The sequence below is a fragment of the Escherichia sp. 94.0001 genome, assembly GCF_013369155.2.
Lineage (GTDB): Bacteria > Pseudomonadota > Gammaproteobacteria > Enterobacterales > Enterobacteriaceae > Escherichia > Escherichia coli_F.
This window is the reverse complement of the sequence record NZ_JABWMS020000001.1, coordinates 115,803-137,667: the sequence shown is the minus strand read 5'-3', so window position 1 is coordinate 137,667 and position 21,865 is coordinate 115,803. Positions and strand designations below refer to the sequence as shown.

Here is a 21,865-nt window from a genome sequence, read left to right as displayed (position 1 = left end):
CTGGCGCTTACTCGCCCTTTTTCGCCGCCTGAATATACAGCATCTCCAGCGCCAGCGTCGCTGCTGCCAGAGCGGTGATTTCCGACTGATCGTATGCCGGAGCCACTTCCACTACGTCCATCCCAACAATGTTGAGATCTTTCAGGCCACGTACCAGTTTAATGGCGCGATCGGAGGTCAGGCCGCCGATCACCGGCGTACCGGTGCCCGGCGCGAAAGCAGGATCCAGGCAGTCGATATCAAAAGTCAGGTAAACTGGCATATCACCTACAATCTGTTTCACCTGGGCGATAACGTCATCCACGCTGCGATCGTTCACCTGGCAGGCGTCCAGTACGGTAAAGCCGTTGTCTTTATCAAACTCGGTACGAATACCAATCTGTACGGAGTGATTCGGGTCGATCAGACCTTCTTTCGGCGCGGTATAGAACATAGTGCCGTGGTCAAATTCACAACCGTTCGCATAGGTATCGGTGTGGGCGTCAAAGTGTACCAGCGCCATTTTGCCGAAATGCTTCGCATGAGCACGCAGCAGTGGCAGCGTGACAAAGTGGTCACCACCGAAAGAGAGCATACGCTTACCAGCAGCCAGCAGTTTTTCTGCGTGTGCCTGCAGTTTCTCGCTCATCTCACGGGCATCGCCGAAGGCATATACCAGATCACCGCAGTCCACCACGTTCAGACGCTCGCGCATGTCGAAATTCCACGGGAAGCGGTTGTGTTCCCAGGCCAGATTTGTTGAAACCTGACGGATCGCCGCCGGACCGTGGCGTCCACCCGCACGACCAGAAGTGGCCATATCGAACGGCACGCCGGTAATTACCCAGTCAGCATCGCTGTCATACGGCTGGAAGTTCATCGGCAGGCGTAAAAAACCAAAGGCGTTGGAAACCAGTGAGTTATCGTATTGATGACCTAAGGTGCTCATGGATGGACTCCTATTACAAAGTCGATATAAAAAAACCCTTCCGCGTCGTTAGGCCCGACGAGGAAGGGTTGGATTTGCGAAACACAATTTTGTGCTAATTATCGCCTTAAATGGGCGAGGCATCAAGCGAGGTTACTATTTCCGACACGGTGGCGGCGCATAGCCATTGTTGTCCGCCGGAAACGCTTGTCCAGAGCACGGTGGCAGCGCGTTTTGCGCCGGGCCTTGTAATTCAAAGGCGGCAAAGCCGATTACACCGGTATTACGCACATCGCCTTGCGCCGAATTGGCTGCGTAGGAATCCGCAACGTTGGCGAACTGAAAAGCCGCTTCGGTATGTTTATCTTTGCGGAATCCTTTAATCGCCAACGAATCCCCGGCATTCACAATATAGCCGTTGTTATTCAGGGAACCTTGTTTACCATTGAGAACATCCAGGCCATCAACTGTCGCAACGATCTCGTAGTTGGTGTTACGACTGTAATTGCGGACATATAATTGGTAATTCATTCCTACTCTGGCATGGACTATATAGCGTAGTTCTTTACCTGATGAATTATAAATCCGCGTAATAGGTAGAGAATTAAAATTACCATCGCGAATAGCATATTCAAGTTCGTTAATACGAATGCTATAAACGCGGTCGTAGCCGGAAGGAACATTAGTCGAATAACTAATAACGATCATCTCTGCCGGATCGCGCCAGGCTCGTTCAGCAGATACGCCCTGAACCGTTGAGTGCACATCCCCACCCCAGGCGGTGCCGACATTGCCCGATGCACTGCTATTATACTGCGCATTACTGGAACAACCGGCCAGCAGCACGACTAATGCCACCAACGCGCTACGTACTTTCCATTTTTTCATAACCGTTCCCTCTGCATTTAATTAATGCAGCGATTGTAGGGAGATTATTCAATAAGGAAAGCAGCTAAATTATTTTTAAGAATATATAAAAAGAAAGCGGGCCGATTTACGTAAATAAATCGACCCGATAGCGGAATAATCTTAATTATTCATCTTCAAGATAGGTATAACCGTACAAACCTGCCTCGAACTCTTCCAGGAACTGTTGTTGCAGTTCAGCATCAAGATCGGTTTTCTTCACTTGATCACGGAACTGGGTTAACAGCGTTTTCGGATCGAGCTGTACATATTGCAGCATGTCCGCCACGGTATCGCCTTCGTCAGACAGTTCCACTTCTACGCTACCATCAGGGAAGACGAACACATCAACCGCTTCGGTATCACCAAACAGGTTGTGCATGTTGCCGAGGATCTCCTGATATGCGCCGACCATAAAGAAACCGAGCATCGGCGGATTCTCTGGATCGTACTCCGGCATAGGCATTGTTGTGGCAATACCATCACCATCAATATAGTGGTCGATGGCACCGTCAGAGTCACAGGTAATATCCAGCAGCACGGCGCGCCGCTCCGGAACTTGATTCAGCCCTTCCAGCGGCAAAACCGGGAACAACTGGTCGATCCCCCATGCGTCCGGCATCGACTGGAACAGCGAGAAGTTGACGTACATTTTGTCCGCCATACGTTCCTGCAATTCGTCGATAATCGGGCGATGTGCGCGGTTTTGCGGATCCAGCTGCTTTTGCACTTCGTGACACATGCTCAGATAAAGCTGCTCAGCCCACGCGCGTTCTTGCAGGTTGTAAGTGCCTGAAGAATAGCCGATATGAATGTCGTGCAGATCCATCTGGCTGTCGTGTAACCATTCACGCAGAGAACGGCGAGTTCCCGGTTCGTGCATCTCCTGCCAGGTTTCCCACATGCTTTGTAGCGCACGCGGCGCGTCTTCTGCTGGCGCTGTCGGCACCGTGTATTCGTTACGTTCCACGCCGATGATATTAGACACCAGCACGGTATGGTGCGCAGTCACCGCACGCCCCGATTCGGTGATTACCGTCGGATGCGGCAGACCGTTTTCTTCACACGCATCACCAATCGCCCAGATGATGTTGTTGGCATATTCATTGAGGCCGTAGTTCACCGAACAGTCGGACTGCGAACGAGTACCTTCATAATCCACGCCCAAACCACCGCCGACATCAAAGCACTGAATATTGACGCCCAGCTTGTGCAGCTCAACATAGAAGCGGGCTGATTCACGAACGCCTGTGGCGATATCGCGAATATTCGCCATCTGCGAACCAAGGTGGAAGTGCAACAATTGCAGGCTGTCGAGGCGTCCGGCTTCACGCAGGGTTTCAACCAGTTGCAGTACCTGAGTCGCTGCCAGGCCGAACTTCGATTTTTCCCCGCCGGAAGACTGCCATTTGCCAGAACCTTGTGACGCCAGACGCGCGCGCACACCCAGACGCGGGATGACGTTCAGCCGTTCGGCTTCATCCAGCACAATGGCGATTTCTGACATCTTCTCAATGACCAGATAGACCTTATGCCCCATCTTCTCGCCAATTAATGCCAGGCGGATATATTCACGGTCTTTATAACCGTTACAGACGATGACGCTGCGGGTCATGCCAGCATGCGCAAGCACCGCCATCAACTCTGCTTTCGAGCCTGCTTCCAGTCCCAGCGGTTCGCCCGAATGAATCAGGGATTCAATCACGCGGCGGTGCTGGTTAACTTTGATCGGATAAACGAGGAAGTAATCGCCGTTATAGCCGTAGGATTCCCGCGCACGTTTAAACGCGGCGTTAATGGAACGCAAACGGTGCTGCAGGATCTGTGGGAAACAGAACAGTGCAGGCAGACGCTGGCCCTGTGCTTCACGAGTTTTCACCAACTGCGCGAGATCGACGCGAGCTTCCGGGACGTCCGGGTCCGGGCACACGCTAATGTGACCCAGCTCGTTAACGTCATAATAGTTATTGCCCCACCAGGCAATATTGTAAGTACGCAGCATCTTGCTGGCTTCCTGGGAGCTCATTGCAACCTCCTGCATGGAGCGTAGTACACCGTGTTCGCCCGCTGACGAAGGCAAACCCATAGACATGTCGTCAGACATAGCGAACCTCAAATTATTTTATTAAGTGTAAAACAGTTAACGACTATCGCAGCCTGGGACTGCGATAACAACCCATAAGCACACGGATTTTCCAGCAAAGTATGCTGACGCTCCGACTGCGCAACCGGTTTCTTTTTCATAACATTATTAAACACATAACCGAACGTAAGTGTGACAGTTCGGCGAAACCACGAGAAAACTCTTGTTTTTACAAGAGCGCCCTTGTTCAGTCCTCAGTAACTGTAACCAGCTCTTGAATCCTGAGAAGCGCCGAGATGGGTATAACATCGGCAGGTATGCAAAGCAGAGATGCAGAGTGCGGGGAACGAATCTTCACCAGAACGGTGAGACAGGTTAAGCAGCAGACAACGGTTCATTATTTCGTATCACCTCCACGGCCGCCTGTTAAGACGAACCCACAAGCCAAAACTCTGATTTCAACCCGGCTGGAAGTGGCAACACGAAAGAAACGTCGTGTGCTTTTTATTTAAGCCGCGCGCCGCGTTTTATACCCCACAATGGCAGAAAATTGCAAAAGATAAATACGCAGAATGCCAGCATTGTCAGGAAAAATTTCCAGCCACGTTTTTAACAGAATGAGACACGATTCAAAAAAAAGTGGAAATTGGGTGAAGAACTGACCTAAAATAGCCATCCAGATGTTAATCCATCCATACCGATTAACACTCAGACTGCCAGTGTTTTTAACCTGCAGAGTCGTGGTAGGATCCGCTACCACAGAAAATCCACACAACAGTTTGAGCTAACCAAATTCTCTTTAGGTGATATTAAATATGGCAAAACACCTTTTTACGTCCGAGTCCGTCTCTGAAGGGCATCCTGACAAAATTGCTGACCAAATCTCTGATGCCGTTTTAGACGCGATCCTCGAACAGGATCCGAAAGCACGAGTTGCTTGCGAAACCTACGTAAAAACCGGCATGGTTTTAGTTGGCGGTGAAATCACCACCAGCGCCTGGGTAGACATCGAAGAGATCACCCGTAACACCGTTCGCGAAATTGGCTATGTACATTCCGACATGGGCTTTGACGCTAACTCCTGTGCGGTTCTGAGCGCTATCGGCAAACAGTCCCCTGATATCAACCAGGGCGTTGACCGTGCCGATCCGCTGGAACAGGGCGCGGGCGACCAGGGTCTGATGTTTGGCTACGCAACCAATGAAACCGACGTGCTGATGCCAGCACCTATCACCTATGCACACCGTCTGGTTCAGCGTCAGGCTGAAGTACGTAAAAACGGCACTCTGCCGTGGCTGCGCCCGGACGCGAAAAGCCAGGTGACTTTCCAGTATGACGACGGCAAAATCGTTGGTATCGATGCTGTCGTGCTTTCCACTCAGCACTCTGAAGAGATCGACCAGAAATCGCTGCAAGAAGCGGTGATGGAAGAGATCATCAAGCCGATTCTGCCCGCTGAATGGATGACTTCTGCAACCAAGTTCTTCATCAACCCGACCGGTCGTTTTGTTATCGGTGGTCCGATGGGTGACTGCGGTCTGACTGGTCGTAAAATTATCGTTGATACCTACGGCGGCATGGCACGTCACGGTGGCGGTGCGTTCTCTGGTAAAGATCCATCAAAAGTGGACCGTTCCGCAGCGTACGCAGCACGTTATGTCGCGAAAAACATCGTTGCGGCTGGCCTGGCCGATCGTTGTGAAATTCAGGTTTCCTACGCAATCGGCGTGGCTGAACCGACCTCCATCATGGTGGAAACTTTCGGTACCGAGAAAGTGCCTTCTGAACAACTGACTCTGCTGGTACGTGAGTTCTTTGACCTGCGTCCATACGGTCTGATTCAGATGCTGGATCTGCTGCACCCGATCTACAAAGAAACCGCAGCATACGGTCACTTTGGTCGTGAACATTTCCCGTGGGAAAAAACCGACAAAGCGCAGCTGCTGCGCGATGCTGCCGGTCTGAAGTAATCTTTCTTCACCTGCTTTCAAAGGCCAGCCTCGCGCTGGCCTTTTTCTTTTCCAGAGAAATGCCTGATGCGCTACGCTTATCAGGCCCACAACCGCTGTCACATGTAAGTGGATAAGGCGTTCACGCCGCATCCGGCAAAAAAAACCGCCTGCACAATAACATCATTCTTCCTGAACACGTTTTACCCTCAAATCATCACCACGACTGAAACCGATTACACCCACCACACCAGCCAAATATTTGTAATATTTTCATATTATTATTCAGTTTTCACAGCTGTTACATTTCTTTTCAGTAAAGTCTTAATTGCAGATAACTGCGTTTAATCTATGATGATATAACTCAATTATTTTCATGCACTTAAATCATAACTAAGATAAATGTTAGTGTAAGCGATTACACTGATGTGATTTGCTTCACATCTTTTTACGTCGTACTCACCTATCTTAATTCACAATAAAAAATAACCATTTTGGAGGGCATCATGCCTGACGCTAAAAAACAGGGGCGGTCAAACAAGGCAATGACGTTTTTCGTCTGCTTCCTTGCCGCTCTGGCGGGATTACTCTTTGGCCTGGATATCGGTGTAATTGCTGGCGCACTGCCGTTTATTGCTGATGAATTCCAGATTACTTCGCACACACAAGAATGGGTCGTAAGCTCCATGATGTTCGGTGCGGCAGTCGGTGCGGTGGGTAGCGGCTGGCTCTCCTTTAAACTCGGGCGCAAAAAGAGCCTGATGATCGGCGCAATTCTGTTTGTTGCTGGTTCACTGTTCTCTGCGGCTGCGCCAAACGTTGAAGTACTGATTCTTTCCCGCGTTCTGCTGGGGCTGGCGGTGGGTGTGGCCTCTTATACCGCACCTCTTTACCTCTCTGAAATTGCGCCGGAAAAAATTCGCGGCAGTATGATCTCGATGTATCAGTTGATGATCACTATCGGGATCCTCGGTGCTTATCTTTCTGATACCGCCTTCAGCTACACCGGTGCATGGCGCTGGATGCTGGGTGTGATTATCATCCCGGCAATTTTGCTGCTGATTGGTGTTTTCTTCCTGCCAGACAGCCCACGTTGGTTTGCCGCCAAACGCCGTTTTGTTGATGCCGAGCGCGTGCTGCTGCGCCTGCGCGACACCAGTGCGGAAGCGAAACGCGAACTGGATGAAATCCGTGAAAGTTTGCAGGTTAAACAGAGTGGCTGGGCGCTGTTTAAAGAGAACAGCAACTTCCGCCGCGCGGTGTTCCTTGGCGTACTGTTGCAGGTAATGCAGCAATTCACCGGGATGAACGTCATCATGTATTACGCGCCGAAAATCTTCGAACTGGCGGGTTATACCAACACCACCGAGCAAATGTGGGGGACAGTGATCGTCGGTCTCACCAACGTACTCGCCACCTTTATCGCAATAGGCCTTGTTGACCGCTGGGGACGTAAACCAACGCTAACGCTGGGCTTCCTAGTGATGGCTGCTGGCATGGGCATACTCGGTACAATGATGCATATCGGTATCCACTCTCCGTCGGCGCAGTATTTCGCTATCGCCATGCTGCTGATGTTTATTGTCGGCTTTGCCATGAGTGCCGGTCCGCTGATTTGGGTACTGTGCTCCGAAATTCAGCCGCTGAAAGGCCGCGATTTTGGCATCACCTGCTCTACCGCCACCAACTGGATTGCCAACATGATCGTTGGCGCAACGTTCCTGACCATGCTCAACACGCTGGGTAACGCCAACACCTTCTGGGTGTATGCGGCTCTGAACGTACTGTTTATTCTGCTGACACTGTGGCTGGTACCGGAAACCAAACACGTTTCGCTGGAACATATTGAACGTAATCTGATGAAAGGTCGTAAACTGCGCGAAATCGGCGCTCACGATTAATCTCATCAGGCTTCCTCCCGTCGTGGAGGAAGCCACCTCTTGCAGCCATCTTTTCTTCGCTCTATCCTCTGCCGCTATGAAAACATCCCGTCTCCCTATTGCCATCCAACAGGCCGTTATGCGTCGCCTGCGGGAAAAGCTCGCCCAGGCCAACCTGAAGCTGGGGCGTAACTACCCGGAGCCAAAACTTTCTTACACCCAGCGCGGAACCTCCGCCGGAACAGCCTGGCTTGAAAGCTATGAAATTCGCCTCAATCCGGTTTTACTGTTGGAAAACAGCGAAGCCTTTATTGAAGAAGTGGTGCCACACGAACTGGCACATTTGCTGGTATGGAAACATTTCGGCCGCGTAGCGCCACATGGCAAAGAGTGGAAATGGATGATGGAAAGCGTGCTGGGCGTTCCCGCTCGTCGTACGCACCAGTTTGAACTGCAATCCGTGCGTCGCAACACCTTCCCCTACCGCTGCAAGTGCCAGGAACATCAGCTTACCGTACGCCGCCATAATCGCGTAGTTCGTGGCGAGGCCGTCTATCGCTGTGTTCATTGCGGTGAACAGCTGATTGCAAAATAACCACCTGAACTATCAGGAACTTTCCTGATCTGGCTGATTGCATACCAAAACAACTTTCGCTACGTTGCTGGCTCGTTTTAACACGGAGTAAGTGATGTACCGTTATTTGTCTATTGCTGCGGTGGTACTGAGCGCAGCATTTTCCGGCCCGACGTTGGCCGAAGGTATCAATAGTTTTTCTCAGGCGAAAGCCGCAGCGGTAAAAGTCCACGCTGACGCGCCCGGTACGTTTTATTGCGGATGTAAAATTAACTGGCAGGGCAAAAAAGGCGTTGTTGATCTGCAATCGTGCGGCTATCAGGTGCGCAAAAATGAAAACCGCGCCAGCCGCGTAGAGTGGGAACACGTTGTTCCCGCCTGGCAATTCGGTCACCAGCGCCAGTGCTGGCAGGACGGTGGACGTAAAAACTGTGCCAAAGATCCGGTCTATCGCAAGATGGAAAGCGATATGCATAACCTGCAACCGTCAGTCGGCGAGGTGAATGGCGATCGCGGCAACTTTATGTACAGCCAGTGGAATGGCGGCGAAGGCCAGTACGGTCAATGCGCTATGAAGGTCGATTTCAAAGAAAAAGCCGCCGAGCCACCAGCACGTGCACGCGGTGCCATTGCGCGCACCTACTTCTATATGCGTGACCAATACAACCTGACACTCTCTCGCCAGCAAACGCAGCTGTTTAACGCATGGAACAAGATGTATCCGGTTACCGACTGGGAGTGCGAGCGCGATGAACGCATCGCGAAGGTGCAGGGCAATCATAACCCGTATGTGCAACGCGCTTGCCAGGCGCGAAAGAGCTAACCTACACTAGCGGGATTCTTTTTGTTAACCCCTACCCCACGCGTACAACCGCGTGGGGAGACGACGCGGATTTTTAACTATGCGTATCCCCCGCATTTATCATCCTGAACCACTGACCAGCCATTCTCACATCGCGCTTTGCGAAGATGCCGCCAACCATATCGGGCGCGTACTGCGTATGGGGCCGGGGCAGGCGTTGCAATTATTTGACGGCAGCAACCAGGTCTTTGACGCCGAAATTACCAGCGCCAGCAAAAAAAGCGTGGAAGTGAAAGTGCTGGAAGGCCAACTCGACGATCGTGAATCTCCGCTGCATATTCACCTCGGTCAGGTGATGTCGCGTGGCGAAAAAATGGAATTTACGATCCAGAAATCGATCGAACTCGGTGTAAGCCTCATTACGCCACTTTTTTCTGAGCGCTGCGGCGTTAAACTGGATAGTGAACGTCTGAACAAGAAGCTCCAGCAGTGGCAGAAGATTGCAATTGCTGCCTGTGAGCAGTGTGGTCGTAACCGGGTACCGGAAATCCGTCCTGCGATGGATCTGGAAGCCTGGTGCGCAGAGCAGGATGAAGGACTGAAACTGAATCTTCACCCGCGCGCCAGTAACAGCATCAACACGTTGCCGTTACCGGTTGAACGCGTCCGCCTGCTGATTGGCCCGGAAGGCGGTTTATCGGCAGATGAAATTGCCATGACTGCTCGCTATCAATTTACTGATATCCTGTTGGGACCTCGCGTTTTGCGTACAGAGACAACTGCGCTCACCGCCATTACCGCGCTACAAGTACGATTTGGCGATTTGGGCTAACGGAGAAGAATAATGATCAAGCTCGGCATCGTGATGGACCCCATCGCAAACATCAACATCAAGAAAGATTCCAGTTTCGCTATGTTGCTGGAAGCACAGCGTCGTGGTTACGAACTTCACTATATGGAGATGGGCGATCTGTATCTGATCAATGGCGAAGCCCGCGCCCATACCCGCACGCTGAACGTGAAGCAGAACTACGAAGAGTGGTTTTCGTTCGTCGGTGAACAGGATCTGCCGCTGGCCGATCTCGATGTGATCCTGATGCGTAAAGACCCGCCGTTTGATACCGAGTTTATCTACGCGACCTATATTCTGGAACGTGCCGAAGAGAAAGGGACGCTGATCGTTAACAAGCCGCAAAGCCTGCGCGACTGTAACGAGAAACTGTTTACCGCCTGGTTCTCTGACTTAACGCCAGAAACGCTGGTTACGCGCAATAAAGCACAGCTGAAAGCGTTCTGGGAGAAACACAGCGACATCATTCTTAAGCCGCTTGACGGTATGGGCGGCGCGTCGATTTTCCGCGTGAAAGAAGGCGATCCAAACCTCGGCGTGATTGCCGAAACCCTGACTGAGCATGGCACTCGCTACTGCATGGCGCAAAATTACCTGCCAGCCATTAAAGATGGCGACAAACGCGTGTTGGTGGTGGATGGCGAACCGGTGCCGTACTGCCTGGCGCGTATTCCGCAGGGGGGCGAAACCCGTGGCAATCTGGCTGCCGGTGGTCGCGGTGAACCTCGTCCGCTAACGGAGAGTGACTGGAAAATCGCCCGTCAGATCGGACCGACGCTGAAAGAAAAAGGGCTGATTTTTGTTGGTCTGGATATCATTGGCGACCGTCTGACTGAAATTAACGTCACCAGCCCAACCTGTATTCGTGAGATTGAAGCAGAGTTTCCGGTGTCGATCACCGGAATGTTAATGGATGCCATCGAAGCACGTTTACAGCAGCAGTAACCCACCTTAGCGAGAAGGATCTCGTTGAGACTCTGAGTGACAGCGCCCTTCTTTCCACGCATACTGGGCGCTGTTGCTTTTTTGAACCAGGAAACAGAACCTCTGACAATGAATTTACAGCATCACTTTCTTATTGCCATGCCTGCTCTCCAGGATCCGATTTTCCGTCGTTCCGTGGTCTACATTTGCGAACATAATGCCAATGGTGCAATGGGTATCATCGTCAACAAGCCACTGGAAAATCTCAAAATTGAAGGGATTCTGGAAAAGCTGAAGATTACGCCGGAGCCGCGTGATGAATCAATCCGTCTGGATAAACCGGTTATGCTCGGCGGCCCACTGGCTGAAGATCGCGGGTTTATTTTGCATACTCCGCCCTCCAATTTTGCTTCCAGCATTCGCATTTCAGACAACACGGTGATGACCACTTCCCGCGATGTGCTGGAAACGCTCGGCACCGATAAACAACCGTCTGATATATTGGTGGCTCTGGGCTATGCCTCCTGGGAGAAAGGTCAACTGGAACAAGAAATTCTCGATAACGCGTGGCTAACGGCCCCGGCAGATCTGAATATTCTGTTCAAAACGCCAATTGCCGACCGCTGGCGCGAGGCGGCAAAACTGATTGGTGTGGATATTCTCACCATGCCTGGCGTTGCGGGGCACGCCTGATGAGTGGAACCTTACTCGCCTTCGACTTCGGCACCAAAAGCATTGGCGTAGCGGTCGGCCAACGCATTACCGGCACCGCTCGCCCTTTGCCTGCAATTAAAGCGCAGGACGGTACGCCGGACTGGAATCTCATCGAACGTTTACTGAAAGAGTGGCAGCCGGACGAAATCATCGTCGGTTTGCCGCTGAATATGGACGGCACAGAACAGCCGTTGACTGCCAGAGCGCGTAAATTTGCCAACCGTATTCATGGTCGTTTCGGTGTTGAAGTAAAGCTCCATGACGAGCGTCTTAGCACCGTAGAGGCACGTTCCGGTCTGTTTGAACAAGGTGGCTACCGGGCGCTTAATAAAGGCAAAGTCGACTCTGCCTCTGCGGTTATTATTCTCGAAAGCTATTTCGAGCAGGGATATTAAGGCGATTTACAAACGCCCTTCCCCCACCCGCTGCTGATAACTCTGCTGAAACGTTAACATCCCCACTTGTTGCCCAGTTTGAATAACATGCGGTAACTGGTGGGTTTTCCCTTCGCGAATCAAATTCCCCACCGCGGGTGTGTTAACCAGCAATTCAAACAGCGCCACGCGTCCTTCCTGTTTATCCACTTCCAGCTTTTGTGACAACACCGCCCGTAAACTACCTGCCAGTTGATTACGCACGGGATCTTTTTCCTGCGCCGGAAATGAATCCACCAGTCGCTCAACTGCCTGCGCCGCACCACGCGTATGTAATGTTGCCAGCACCAGATGCCCGGTTTCTGCCGCCGTCAGCGCCAGACGGATTGTCTCGCTATCACGCAGCTCTCCGAGCAAAATCACATCAGGATCTTCCCGCAATGCAGCCCGCAATCCCGATGCGAACGTCATGCAGTGCAAACCAATCTCCCGCTGCTGGATCAAACATCGCTGGCTGGCATAGAGATATTCCACAGGATCTTCCAGCGTCAGAATATGCGCATCGGCATGTTGATTGAGATAGCCAACCATCGCCGCCAGCGTGGTAGATTTGCCGCTCCCCGTCGCCCCCGTCACCAGAATCAGGCCATTCTCGCTCTTGAGTAATTCCGGCAATACCGGTGGCGCACCAAGCTGTTCGAGCTGTGGACAGTGCGAAGGTAACAACCGTAATGCCAGAGAAATACCTTGCCGTTGCGCGAACGCACTGCCGCGCAATCGCTGGTTTTCCGCCAGCGACACAGCAAAATCCAGCTGACCATTCTCCAGCAATATTGCCCGCTGATCGTCATCCAGCCACTCCCGCAATAGCTCTTCCACGTCCGGCGCATCAAACGGCGCAGCTTCCATCCTCCCGCGAATACGCCATCGTGCGGGCCAGGCGCTGCACAGGTGTAGATCCGAGACGTTATGCTTTACACTAAGGGCCACAATTTCTTCCATATTCATACTAAGATCCTCGGAAAATGAACGATATTGCGCATAACCTGGCACAGGTCCGGGACAAAATCTCAGCGGCTGCAACGCGTTGCGGTCGTTCTCCAGAAGAAATTACGCTGCTTGCAGTCAGTAAAACAAAACCTGCGAGCGCCATCGCAGAAGCCATTGATGCCGGGCAGCGTCAATTTGGTGAAAACTATGTTCAGGAAGGGGTAGATAAAATTCGCCACTTTCAGGAACTGGGCGTAACAGGATTAGAATGGCATTTTATTGGCCCGTTGCAGTCTAATAAAAGCCGCCTGGTAGCAGAACATTTCGACTGGTGTCATACCATCGACCGTTTGCGCATCGCTACCCGTCTGAACGACCAGCGCCCGGCAGAACTTCCCCCTCTTAACGTACTGATTCAAATTAATATTAGTGATGAAAACAGTAAGTCCGGGATTCAACTGGCTGAACTGGACGAGCTGGCAGCAGCGGTCTCTGAACTACCGCGTTTACGTCTACGCGGGCTGATGGCGATCCCTGCGCCTGAGTCAGAATATGTAAGGCAGTTTGAAGTTGCACGCCAAATGGCTGTAGCATTTGCCGGACTGAAAACGCGCTACCCGCATATCGACACGCTCTCTCTGGGAATGTCGGACGATATGGAAGCCGCCATTGCGGCAGGTAGCACGATGGTTCGTATCGGCACTGCAATTTTTGGTGCGCGTGATTACTCTAAAAAATAAGGAATTAAAGGAACGCCATGAATACGTTGACTTTCCTGCTTTCAACGGTCATTGAGCTGTATACCATGGTGCTGTTATTACGCATCTGGATGCAGTGGGCTCATTGTGATTTTTACAACCCCTTCTCACAGTTTGTGGTGAAGGTAACGCAGCCAATTATCGGGCCACTGCGCCGCGTTATTCCGGCAATGGGACCGATTGACAGCGCCTCGCTGCTGGTTGCCTATATTCTCAGTTTTATCAAAGCCATCGTGCTGTTTAAAGTCGTGACTTTCCTGCCGATCATCTGGATTGCTGGTTTACTGATTTTGCTGAAAACCATCGGCCTGTTGATTTTCTGGGTCCTGCTGGTGATGGCGATTATGAGCTGGGTAAGCCAGGGTCGTAGCCCGATTGAATACGTGCTGATTCAGCTGGCCGATCCACTGCTGCGTCCGATTCGCCGCCTGCTGCCGGCTATGGGTGGGATTGATTTCTCGCCGATGATCCTCGTTCTGCTGCTGTATGTCATTAATATGGGTGTCGCAGAAGTACTGCAGGCGACCGGAAACATGCTGCTACCGGGGCTGTGGATGGCGTTATGAGTGCCGTAACAGTTAACGATGACGGTCTGGTTTTACGGCTTTATATTCAGCCGAAAGCCAGCCGTGATTCTATTGTCGGTTTACATGGCGACGAAGTAAAAGTCGCCATTACCGCGCCGCCAGTTGACGGCCAGGCTAACAGCCATCTGGTGAAGTTTCTCGGCAAGCAATTCCGGGTAGCCAAAAGCCAGGTGGTAATTGAGAAAGGCGAACTTGGCCGCCACAAACAAATTAAAATCATTAATCCGCAACAAATCCCGCCAGAAATCGCGGCGTTAATTAATTAGGTATCCTATGCAAAAAGTTGTCCTCGCAACCGGCAATGCCGGTAAAGTGCGTGAGCTGGCGTCGCTGCTTAGCGACTTCGGTCTTGATATCGTGGCCCAAACAGACCTCGGCGTAGATTCTGCCGAAGAAACCGGCCTGACCTTTATCGAAAACGCGATTCTGAAAGCACGACACGCGGCAAAAGTGACCGGTTTACCAGCAATTGCCGACGACTCTGGTCTGGCGGTAGATGTGCTTGGCGGCGCGCCTGGGATTTACTCCGCACGTTATTCCGGTGAAGACGCGACCGATCAAAAAAATCTGCAAAAACTGCTGGAAACTCTAAAAGACGTACCGGACAACCAACGTCAAGCGCGTTTCCACTGCGTGCTGGTATATCTGCGCCACGCGGAAGATCCGACTCCGCTGGTGTGCCACGGTAGCTGGCCGGGCGTGATTACTCGTGAACCGGCGGGTACTGGCGGCTTTGGTTATGATCCAATCTTCTTCGTGCCTTCCGAAGGTAAAACCGCTGCCGAACTGACCCGCGAAGAAAAGAGCGCTATTTCCCACCGTGGTCAGGCAATGAAACTGCTGTTGGACGCTTTACGAAATGGTTAAATTACCGCCGCTGAGTCTCTACATTCACATCCCGTGGTGCGTGCAGAAATGCCCGTACTGCGATTTCAACTCTCACGCGTTGAAAGGAGAAGTGCCGCACGACGATTATGTTCAGCATCTGCTTAACGATCTGGACAACGATGTGGCTTACGCTCAGGGCCGTGAAGTGCAGACAATCTTTATTGGCGGCGGTACGCCGAGCCTGCTTTCTGGCCCGGCGATGCAAACGCTGCTGGACGGCGTGCGTGCGCGTTTGCCGCTGGCAGCGGATGCAGAAATCACCATGGAAGCGAACCCAGGCACGGTAGAAGCCGATCGCTTTGTTGATTATCAGCGTGCTGGCGTGAATCGCATCTCTATTGGTGTGCAGAGTTTTAGCGAAGAAAAGCTGAAACGACTTGGGCGCATTCATGGCCCGCAAGAAGCGAAACGAGCTGCGAAGCTGGCGAGCGGTTTAGGGTTACGCAGTTTTAACCTCGATTTGATGCATGGGTTGCCTGATCAATCACTGGAAGAGGCGCTTGGCGATCTACGCCAGGCCATTGAACTGAATCCGCCGCACCTTTCCTGGTATCAACTGACCATCGAACCTAATACGTTGTTTGGCTCACGCCCTCCTGTACTGCCGGACGACGATGCATTGTGGGATATCTTCGAGCAAGGGCATCAGTTATTAACGGCTGCGGGTTATCAGCAATATGAAACATCCGCTTACGCCAAACCAGGTTATCAGTGCCAGCACAATCTCAACTACTGGCGATTTGGTGACTACATCGGTATTGGCTGCGGCGCGCACGGCAAAGTCACCTTCCCGGATGGGCGCATTCTGCGTACCACCAAAACGCGTCATCCGCGTGGTTTTATGCAGGGGCGGTATCTGGAAAGCCAGCGTGATGTCGAAGCCGCAGATAAGCCGTTTGAGTTCTTTATGAATCGCTTCCGTCTGCTGGAAGCCGCGCCGCGCGTGGAGTTTAGCCAGTATACTGGCCTTTCAGAAGAGGTTATTCGCCCTCAGTTAGACGAGGCTATTGCTCAGGGTTATCTCACAGAATGTGCGGATTACTGGCAGATAACGGAACATGGGAAGTTGTTTTTAAATTCGCTGCTGGAGCTTTTTCTGGCTGAGTAAATTTGTATTGCCGGATGCGGCGTGTACGCAACATCCGGCTACAACTCTTGCGTCATCGCAAAAATTACTTAATCACCCCATTGCGCCGCAATTGTTCGGTATCTTTTTTCCAGCGTTCATTAGCCTGGTTGATATCATCAATTTTCATCAAAATCGCGACTTTTTTACTGTTTATTTCTGAAACTTTCATCGTTAACGGATATTGCCCTTTTTCGAGCGTTATCCAGTCATCCTGCAATTTACGGCTAAGTTTTTGTGATTGCAGAAAAGTCTGTCGCCGTTGTTCGTTGATATCGAAATCTCGCTTCTGCTGAATCGGCACTTCATAACACTCTGCACTCTGTTTATGACATGCCGCAATCGCCGGTTGATAAACCTCTTTGTCATATTTAACCGCGAACGCCTCGCTATCGTTCTGTTTATTAAACTCATCACGCTGTTGGTGAATTTTTTTAAATGCGTCTTCGCGGGTCATTTGCTTACCGTCTGCATCTTTTCCCCAATATGCATCCGCTGCTTTCTGCGCCGCCACCATTTGCTTATCAAGCGCTTTCACTTCCTTTTCCAGCGCAGGAATCGAGTTCTTCTGGGTATTCAACGCTGATTCAAGCTGACTAAAGCGATAATTGAAATCTTCGCTATTCACGATCAGATATTTATTATTCGTTTTGATATCGTCGACCACCCGCCCACGATCGCTGGCTGCCGCCTGAAAAGAGTAAAAGTTCACCGACCAGCCAGACGCGGGCGTTCCTTTACTGGTTAACATCGCCGAGAATTTTACCGGTTTATCTTTCGTCCAGGTCTGTTCGAGCAGTTCGTAATCTGCCAACTGACCGACCCAGGTATAGAGATCGTCACTGGAAGAGACATCGCCTTCCGCTGACCAGGTGGCCTGATTACCCTTAGCATCAAGATTTTTTAAGCTGATGGCATCAAGCTTGAGAATGCCGTGATACTGCTTTTTGAATTGATCTTTTAAGATATTTTCAGTTGGCGGTTCGCCATCTGCCCAGGCATTACCAGTCATCAACATAAGCAGCGCCGTGCCAACAATCCATTGCTTTTTCACCCGAAAACCCTCGCGCGGAATAATTTATTCCGGTGATTATCATTAGGGTGATGAAAATTGGCAATGGACGTGAGTCTGAAGTGAAAAACCCCGGCACGATACCGGGGCGAGGTGATTAGTACTGATTGAAGAGCTGCTGGATCTGCTGCGGATCTTTGGTTTGCGTCAGAGCCAGTTGCAGCAGAACGCGCGCTTTTTGCGGGTTCAGCGTGCCAGAGGCCACGAAGCCATATTTCGCATCATCCACTTCGGCATCCTGAGTGGTAGCGCCCGTCGGTACGCGGGAAGAACGCACTACTGCAGTGCCGTTTTTCGCGGCGGTCGCCAGAGTGTCGAACACGGATTTATACAGGTTACCGTTACCCACACCAGCGCTGACGATGCCATCATAGCCCGCATCTACTAGTGCTTTAGCCGGAAGATCGGATGCGTTAGCGTAGTTATAAACGATACCGACTTTCGGCAGTTCATTCAGCTTAGAGACATCGAACGGCGTGTCGCTGGTATGCTTACGTGCCGGGGTACGTTGGTAGTCAATCTTACCGTTGTGAATGTAACCCAGAGGACCGTAGTTAACAGACTTGAAGGTCGCTACGTCGGTGGTGTTGGTTTTGGTGACATCGCGACCGTCCAGTACGGTGTCGTTCATCACCACCAGCACGCCACGATTAGCGGAGGCTTTATCAGCTGCGGTCACTACCGCGTTATACAGGTTGAATGGACCGTCTGCGCTCATGGACGTGGACGGGCGCATTGCGCCGACCATCACCACCGGTTTGTCGCATTTCACCGTCAGGTCGAGGAAGTAAGCGGTTTCTTCCATCGTGTCGGTACCGTGAGTAATGACGAAGCCGTCGGTTTTATCGCAGTCGGTGTTAATTTTTTTCGCCAATGTCAGCCAGACATTATCGTTCATGTCCTGGGAGCCGATATTCACTACCTGCTCGCCTTTAACGTTCGCAATGTCCTTCAGTTGCGGCACCGCATTAACCAGATTTTCTACGCCAACTTTACCCGCTGTGTAGTTAGATTTGGTTGCGGAGTCACCACCACCGGCAATGGTCCCGCCGGTTGCTAAAATGGTGATATTGGGTAATGCCAATGCTGCACCACTAAAACCCATAACCAGTGCGGCAAGTGCCGTCTTTTTGAAAAACTCCATTTCATTCCTCCAGTTACGTGAACGCTACGCATTATCCCTTAGCTTTGTATGGGAAATTTGACGTTAAACAATTTACAACGTGAATATATTTTGGAGATCTACAAAGTTAGAGGCAGGTAACAAAACGAAGAATTAAACGGCATAAAAAAGTATTATGCCGTCTTAAAATAGAGGATTATTTTAAATTCCCGACCAGGGCTTTGCGACTATCTTCCAGAGTCACAACGCGGCTACAAACATCTTTGCCAAACTGTTGGAAATCTTTTTCCTGCTTTTTCCATTCGGTTTGGATTGAGGATTGCAGACCGCCCAGGCTTCCCAGCACATTCTGTAATGGGTTACCACCGCTTTTCAGCACCGCTTTCGCGCCCATTTCATTAATGCTGTCCTGTAAAATTCCGCCCATTGCCTGATTCACTAATTGCTGGCCTTCGGCGCGAACCTGATCAATGGCTTTATAGTGAAACGTCAGGCCATCGCTGCGCGTTTCGATAATGCGGTTCATCTGCTCTTTCAGTTGCGCATCAAGTTTGGTCAGACGGCTGCGCATTTTGCTGTTTTCGCCCATCTCCTGAACGATGATTTTATCCAGCGCGATACGGGCTTTCTCGACGCGGCTTTTCGCGCCTTCATCAATCCACGGCAGCGTACTACGCAGTTCAGCCTGATAATCCTTCGCCTGCTCGCGCTGGGCGGCGTTCAGGGAATATTGCTTACCGTTATACATCACGTTGCCGTCTGGCGTGATCACCAGATTGCCGTTTTCGCCCTTCACCTGCACGGTTTGCGGGCTGACAATCACATCATCACGCGGCGTGACGCTGCACTGGTAGTCGGCGTGAGCGGTCATTGCCGTCACTGAAAGTGCTGCCGCCAGCAGCATTTTGCGCATCATAGTCTTCCCTCAAGAACAAATCAGGCCAGCATTTGCTGGCCCCAGATTGATAACAAAGTACACGTTATCCATGCCGGATGCGGCGTAAACGCCTTATCCGGCCTACTCGATTGTGCATCTTTCCAGGCCTGATAAGCGTAGCGCATCAGACAGTTTTGCATTTGTCATCGCCCGTATGCTTTCTTAGTCCCACCAAACGTCGAAAAGTTCGCTGGTGCGTACCTCATCCAGTTTGCGCTCTTCCAGCCACTTACGCACAATCGCCTGATGTTCTTCGGTGCATTTGCCGATTTCCTGCATGCAGATCAGACCTTCCCAGGCCAGATATCCGCTGCCGTCAAAGGCCAGTTTGTTCGGTTCGATAACCTCGTTAATAAAGTCATCAACGGTTTTATCAATCTGTTCTTCCGATGTACCTTCCGGGAATCGCCATGCCACCGAAAATCCTAATTCCTGGAATTCGTCGATGTGCATTTTTTTACGCAGACGACGGCTACGGTTCTTTGCCATTATTTCACCCTCTCGAACATTAAGTCCCATACTCCGTGACCAAGACGATGACCACGTTGTTCAAATTTCGTCACCGGACGTGATGCCGGACGCGGTACGTAATCATTGCTCTCTGACAGGTTTTTATAACCGTCAATCGAAGACATCACTTCAAGCATATGTTCCGCATAAGGTTCCCAGTCGGTCGCCATATGGAATACGCCCCCCAGTTGCAGTTTGCTTTTTACCAGTTCGGCAAACGGCACCTGAACGATACGGCGTTTATTATGGCGCGCTTTGTGCCACGGGTCAGGGAAAAAGAGCTGTACCATGCGCAATGAATTGTCAGGAATCATTTTGTGTAGCACTTCAACCGCATCGTGACACATCACGCGCAGGTTGCTTAAGCCCTCTTCATGCGCAGAAGCCAGGCACGCACCAACGCCTGGTGAATGCACTTCAATGCCGAGGAAGTCCTGCTCAGGGCGATCTTTAGCCATTGCCACCAGCGACGCCCCCATGCCGAAACCAATCTCAAGCGTCACTGGCGCTTCACGGCCAAAAAGCGCAGGGAAATCCAGCATATCTTCGCTGAACTCAACGCCCATCACCGGCCAGTAGTTTTCCAGCGCATGTTCCTGGCCTTTGGTCAGTCGCCCCTGGCGGCGCACAAAACTACGGATACGGCGCAGTGGGCGGCCGTTTTCATCAAATTCCGGTGAGATGACGTCGTTTTTCATAAAGATTTAGTCGCTTGTGAAAGTGTTCTGAAAACGGGCATTATCCAAAGTTAGTTGCCGGATGCAAGCATGATAAGGCCGTGGCTGCGGAAAGTTCCGGTTTACACCCTGCCGTCGCTGTGCTGCAATCTTGCCCCCAACAACAGTGAATTCGGTGACCATGCAAGCGTCGCAATTTTCAGCCCAGGTTCTGGACTGGTACGATAAATACGGGCGAAAAACTCTGCCCTGGCAAATTGACAAGACGCCCTACAAAGTATGGCTCTCAGAAGTGATGTTGCAACAAACTCAGGTTGCGACCGTTATCCCCTATTTTGAACGCTTTATGGCGCGCTTCCCAACGGTGACCGATCTCGCCAATGCGCCGCTGGACGAAGTTCTCCACTTGTGGACCGGACTGGGCTATTACGCCCGCGCGCGCAATCTACATAAAGCGGCACAGCAAGTTGCCACCTTACACGGCGGTAAATTCCCGGAAACCTTTGATGAGGTTGCCGCGTTACCGGGCGTCGGGCGTTCCACCGCAGGCGCGATTCTCTCGCTTTCTCTGGGTAAGCACTTTCCGATTCTCGACGGTAACGTCAAACGGGTGCTGGCGCGCTGCTATGCTGTAAGCGGCTGGCCTGGGAAAAAAGAGGTCGAGAACAAACTATGGAGTTTAAGCGAGCAGGTGACGCCCGCGGTTGGCGTGGAACGGTTTAACCAGGCGATGATGGATTTGGGCGCGATGATTTGTACGCGCTCGAAGCCGAAATGTTCGCTCTGTCCGCTACAAAACGGATGTATTGCCGCCGCCAACAATAGCTGGTCGCTTTATCCGGGCAAAAAACCGAAACAGACGCTACCGGAGCGCACCGGCTACTTTCTGCTGTTACAGCACAAAGATGAAGTATTGCTGGCGCAGCGTCCGCCGAGCGGATTGTGGGGCGGTTTATACTGTTTCCCGCAGTTTGCCGATGAAGAAAGTTTGCGGCAATGGCTGGCGCAACGGCAGATTGCTGCCGATAACCTGACGCAGCTGACCGCGTTTCGCCATACCTTCAGCCATTTCCACTTAGATATTGTGCCTATGTGGCTTCCCGTGTCGTCATTCACCGGCTGCATGGATGAAGGCAATGCGCTCTGGTATAACTTAGCGCAACCGCCGTCAGTTGGCCTGGCGGCTCCCGTGGAGCGTTTGTTACAGCAGTTACGCACTGGCGCGCCGGTTTAG

General features: G+C 51.5%; 26 protein-coding genes. 14 read left to right on the top strand and 12 right to left on the bottom strand.

Annotated elements, in window-relative coordinates:
• Positions 1–7: 7 nt before the first annotated feature.
• From speB to yqgD, 6 genes are all read right to left on the bottom strand, one after another.
• Entirely contained in the window at positions 8–928 is a 921-nt protein-coding gene (speB, locus tag HEN33_RS00635) for an agmatinase (protein ID WP_000105566.1), read from the bottom strand.
• Positions 929–1,063: 135 nt separating this feature from the next.
• Positions 1,064–1,795 carry a hypothetical protein gene (locus tag HEN33_RS00630; protein ID WP_088541725.1) on the bottom strand — a complete coding sequence of 244 codons (732 nt, stop codon included), beginning with the start codon at positions 1,793–1,795 and terminating at the stop codon, positions 1,064–1,066.
• 145 nt (positions 1,796–1,940) lie between these two features.
• A complete protein-coding gene (gene speA, locus HEN33_RS00625) occupies positions 1,941–3,917 on the bottom strand; it encodes a biosynthetic arginine decarboxylase (RefSeq protein WP_176262830.1) in 1,977 nt (658 codons plus the stop codon).
• Positions 3,918–3,925: 8 nt separating this feature from the next.
• Complete coding sequence (gene yqgB / locus HEN33_RS00620; RefSeq protein ID WP_001360961.1) at positions 3,926–4,057, bottom strand: acid stress response protein YqgB; 132 nt, start codon at positions 4,055–4,057, stop codon at positions 3,926–3,928.
• A 93-nt stretch (positions 4,058–4,150) separates the two neighbouring features.
• Positions 4,151–4,294 (bottom strand): protein YqgG, encoded by a 144-nt coding sequence (gene yqgG, locus HEN33_RS26770; protein WP_001297404.1) that lies wholly within the window; start codon positions 4,292–4,294, stop codon positions 4,151–4,153.
• 110 nt (positions 4,295–4,404) lie between these two features.
• On the bottom strand, positions 4,405–4,656 hold the full coding sequence (yqgD, locus tag HEN33_RS26765) for a protein YqgD (RefSeq protein WP_001305310.1): 252 nt from the start codon (positions 4,654–4,656) through the stop codon (positions 4,405–4,407).
• A gap of 55 nt (positions 4,657–4,711) precedes the next feature.
• Between yqgD and metK the strand changes: the two genes are divergently transcribed.
• From metK to ruvX, 8 genes are all read left to right on the top strand, one after another.
• Complete coding sequence (gene metK / locus HEN33_RS00610; RefSeq protein ID WP_105276721.1) at positions 4,712–5,866, top strand: methionine adenosyltransferase; 1,155 nt, start codon at positions 4,712–4,714, stop codon at positions 5,864–5,866.
• 485 nt (positions 5,867–6,351) lie between these two features.
• Complete coding sequence (gene galP, locus HEN33_RS00605; protein ID WP_001352953.1) at positions 6,352–7,746, top strand: galactose/proton symporter; 1,395 nt, start codon at positions 6,352–6,354, stop codon at positions 7,744–7,746.
• A gap of 76 nt (positions 7,747–7,822) precedes the next feature.
• Positions 7,823–8,320 (top strand): SprT family zinc-dependent metalloprotease, encoded by a 498-nt coding sequence (locus HEN33_RS00600; protein ID WP_001296359.1) that lies wholly within the window; start codon positions 7,823–7,825, stop codon positions 8,318–8,320.
• 94 nt (positions 8,321–8,414) lie between these two features.
• Positions 8,415–9,122 (top strand): deoxyribonuclease I, encoded by a 708-nt coding sequence (gene endA, locus HEN33_RS00595; RefSeq protein ID WP_000286517.1) that lies wholly within the window; start codon positions 8,415–8,417, stop codon positions 9,120–9,122.
• A 79-nt stretch (positions 9,123–9,201) separates the two neighbouring features.
• A complete protein-coding gene (rsmE, locus tag HEN33_RS00590; RefSeq protein WP_001300912.1) occupies positions 9,202–9,933 on the top strand; it encodes a 16S rRNA (uracil(1498)-N(3))-methyltransferase in 732 nt (243 codons plus the stop codon).
• 12 nt (positions 9,934–9,945) lie between these two features.
• A complete protein-coding gene (gene gshB, locus HEN33_RS00585; protein WP_000593273.1) occupies positions 9,946–10,896 on the top strand; it encodes a glutathione synthase in 951 nt (316 codons plus the stop codon).
• A 108-nt stretch (positions 10,897–11,004) separates the two neighbouring features.
• Positions 11,005–11,568 carry a YqgE/AlgH family protein gene (locus HEN33_RS00580; RefSeq protein WP_105276722.1) on the top strand — a complete coding sequence of 188 codons (564 nt, stop codon included), beginning with the start codon at positions 11,005–11,007 and terminating at the stop codon, positions 11,566–11,568.
• Positions 11,568–11,984 carry a Holliday junction resolvase RuvX gene (ruvX, locus tag HEN33_RS00575; protein WP_000017111.1) on the top strand — a complete coding sequence of 139 codons (417 nt, stop codon included), beginning with the start codon at positions 11,568–11,570 and terminating at the stop codon, positions 11,982–11,984. The genes HEN33_RS00580 and ruvX overlap by 1 nt, the downstream gene beginning before the upstream one ends.
• Before the next feature lie 6 nt (positions 11,985–11,990).
• On the opposite strand, the gene HEN33_RS00570 is transcribed toward ruvX, so the two are convergent.
• Positions 11,991–12,971, bottom strand: coding sequence for a PilT/PilU family type 4a pilus ATPase (locus tag HEN33_RS00570; RefSeq protein ID WP_001598608.1), 981 nt, complete (start codon positions 12,969–12,971; stop codon positions 11,991–11,993).
• A gap of 17 nt (positions 12,972–12,988) precedes the next feature.
• Here HEN33_RS00570 and yggS point away from each other — a divergent pair, with 17 nt between their 5' ends.
• Genes yggS through hemW form a run of 5 tightly spaced genes read left to right on the top strand, consistent with a single transcriptional unit; the run spans position 12,989 to position 16,294 of the window.
• Positions 12,989–13,693: a pyridoxal phosphate homeostasis protein gene (gene yggS / locus HEN33_RS00565; protein ID WP_000997797.1), complete on the top strand. Its 705-nt coding sequence runs from the start codon at positions 12,989–12,991 to the stop codon at positions 13,691–13,693.
• A gap of 17 nt (positions 13,694–13,710) precedes the next feature.
• Entirely contained in the window at positions 13,711–14,277 is a 567-nt protein-coding gene (gene yggT / locus HEN33_RS00560; RefSeq protein ID WP_001094831.1) for an osmotic shock tolerance protein YggT, read from the top strand.
• Positions 14,274–14,564, top strand: coding sequence for a DUF167 family protein YggU (gene yggU, locus HEN33_RS00555; RefSeq protein ID WP_001277222.1), 291 nt, complete (start codon positions 14,274–14,276; stop codon positions 14,562–14,564). Before yggT ends, yggU begins: the two co-directional genes overlap by 4 nt.
• 7 nt (positions 14,565–14,571) lie before the next feature.
• Positions 14,572–15,165, top strand: coding sequence for an XTP/dITP diphosphatase (locus tag HEN33_RS00550; protein WP_176262831.1), 594 nt, complete (start codon positions 14,572–14,574; stop codon positions 15,163–15,165).
• The gene (gene hemW, locus HEN33_RS00545) at positions 15,158–16,294 is read left to right on the top strand and encodes a radical SAM family heme chaperone HemW (RefSeq protein ID WP_000239964.1); all 1,137 of its coding nucleotides are present in this window, start codon (positions 15,158–15,160) and stop codon (positions 16,292–16,294) included. The genes HEN33_RS00550 and hemW overlap by 8 nt, the downstream gene beginning before the upstream one ends.
• Before the next feature lie 64 nt (positions 16,295–16,358).
• Here hemW and HEN33_RS00540 read toward each other — a convergent pair whose 3' ends face one another.
• From HEN33_RS00540 to trmB, 5 genes are all read right to left on the bottom strand, one after another.
• On the bottom strand, positions 16,359–17,366 hold the full coding sequence (locus tag HEN33_RS00540) for a DUF1202 family protein (protein ID WP_176262832.1): 1,008 nt from the start codon (positions 17,364–17,366) through the stop codon (positions 16,359–16,361).
• A gap of 115 nt (positions 17,367–17,481) precedes the next feature.
• On the bottom strand, positions 17,482–18,528 hold the full coding sequence (ansB, locus tag HEN33_RS00535; RefSeq protein WP_000394126.1) for an L-asparaginase 2: 1,047 nt from the start codon (positions 18,526–18,528) through the stop codon (positions 17,482–17,484).
• A 175-nt stretch (positions 18,529–18,703) separates the two neighbouring features.
• Positions 18,704–19,423 carry a YggN family protein gene (locus tag HEN33_RS00530; RefSeq protein ID WP_000984793.1) on the bottom strand — a complete coding sequence of 240 codons (720 nt, stop codon included), beginning with the start codon at positions 19,421–19,423 and terminating at the stop codon, positions 18,704–18,706.
• Positions 19,424–19,606: 183 nt separating this feature from the next.
• Positions 19,607–19,933, bottom strand: a complete 327-nt coding sequence (locus HEN33_RS00525; protein ID WP_001107564.1) for a YggL family protein — start codon at positions 19,931–19,933, stop codon at positions 19,607–19,609.
• On the bottom strand, positions 19,933–20,652 hold the full coding sequence (gene trmB, locus HEN33_RS00520) for a tRNA (guanosine(46)-N7)-methyltransferase TrmB (protein WP_000786911.1): 720 nt from the start codon (positions 20,650–20,652) through the stop codon (positions 19,933–19,935). Before trmB ends, HEN33_RS00525 begins: the two co-directional genes overlap by 1 nt.
• 160 nt (positions 20,653–20,812) lie before the next feature.
• Here trmB and mutY point away from each other — a divergent pair, with 160 nt between their 5' ends.
• The gene (gene mutY, locus HEN33_RS00515) at positions 20,813–21,865 is read left to right on the top strand and encodes an A/G-specific adenine glycosylase (RefSeq protein ID WP_176262833.1); all 1,053 of its coding nucleotides are present in this window, start codon (positions 20,813–20,815) and stop codon (positions 21,863–21,865) included.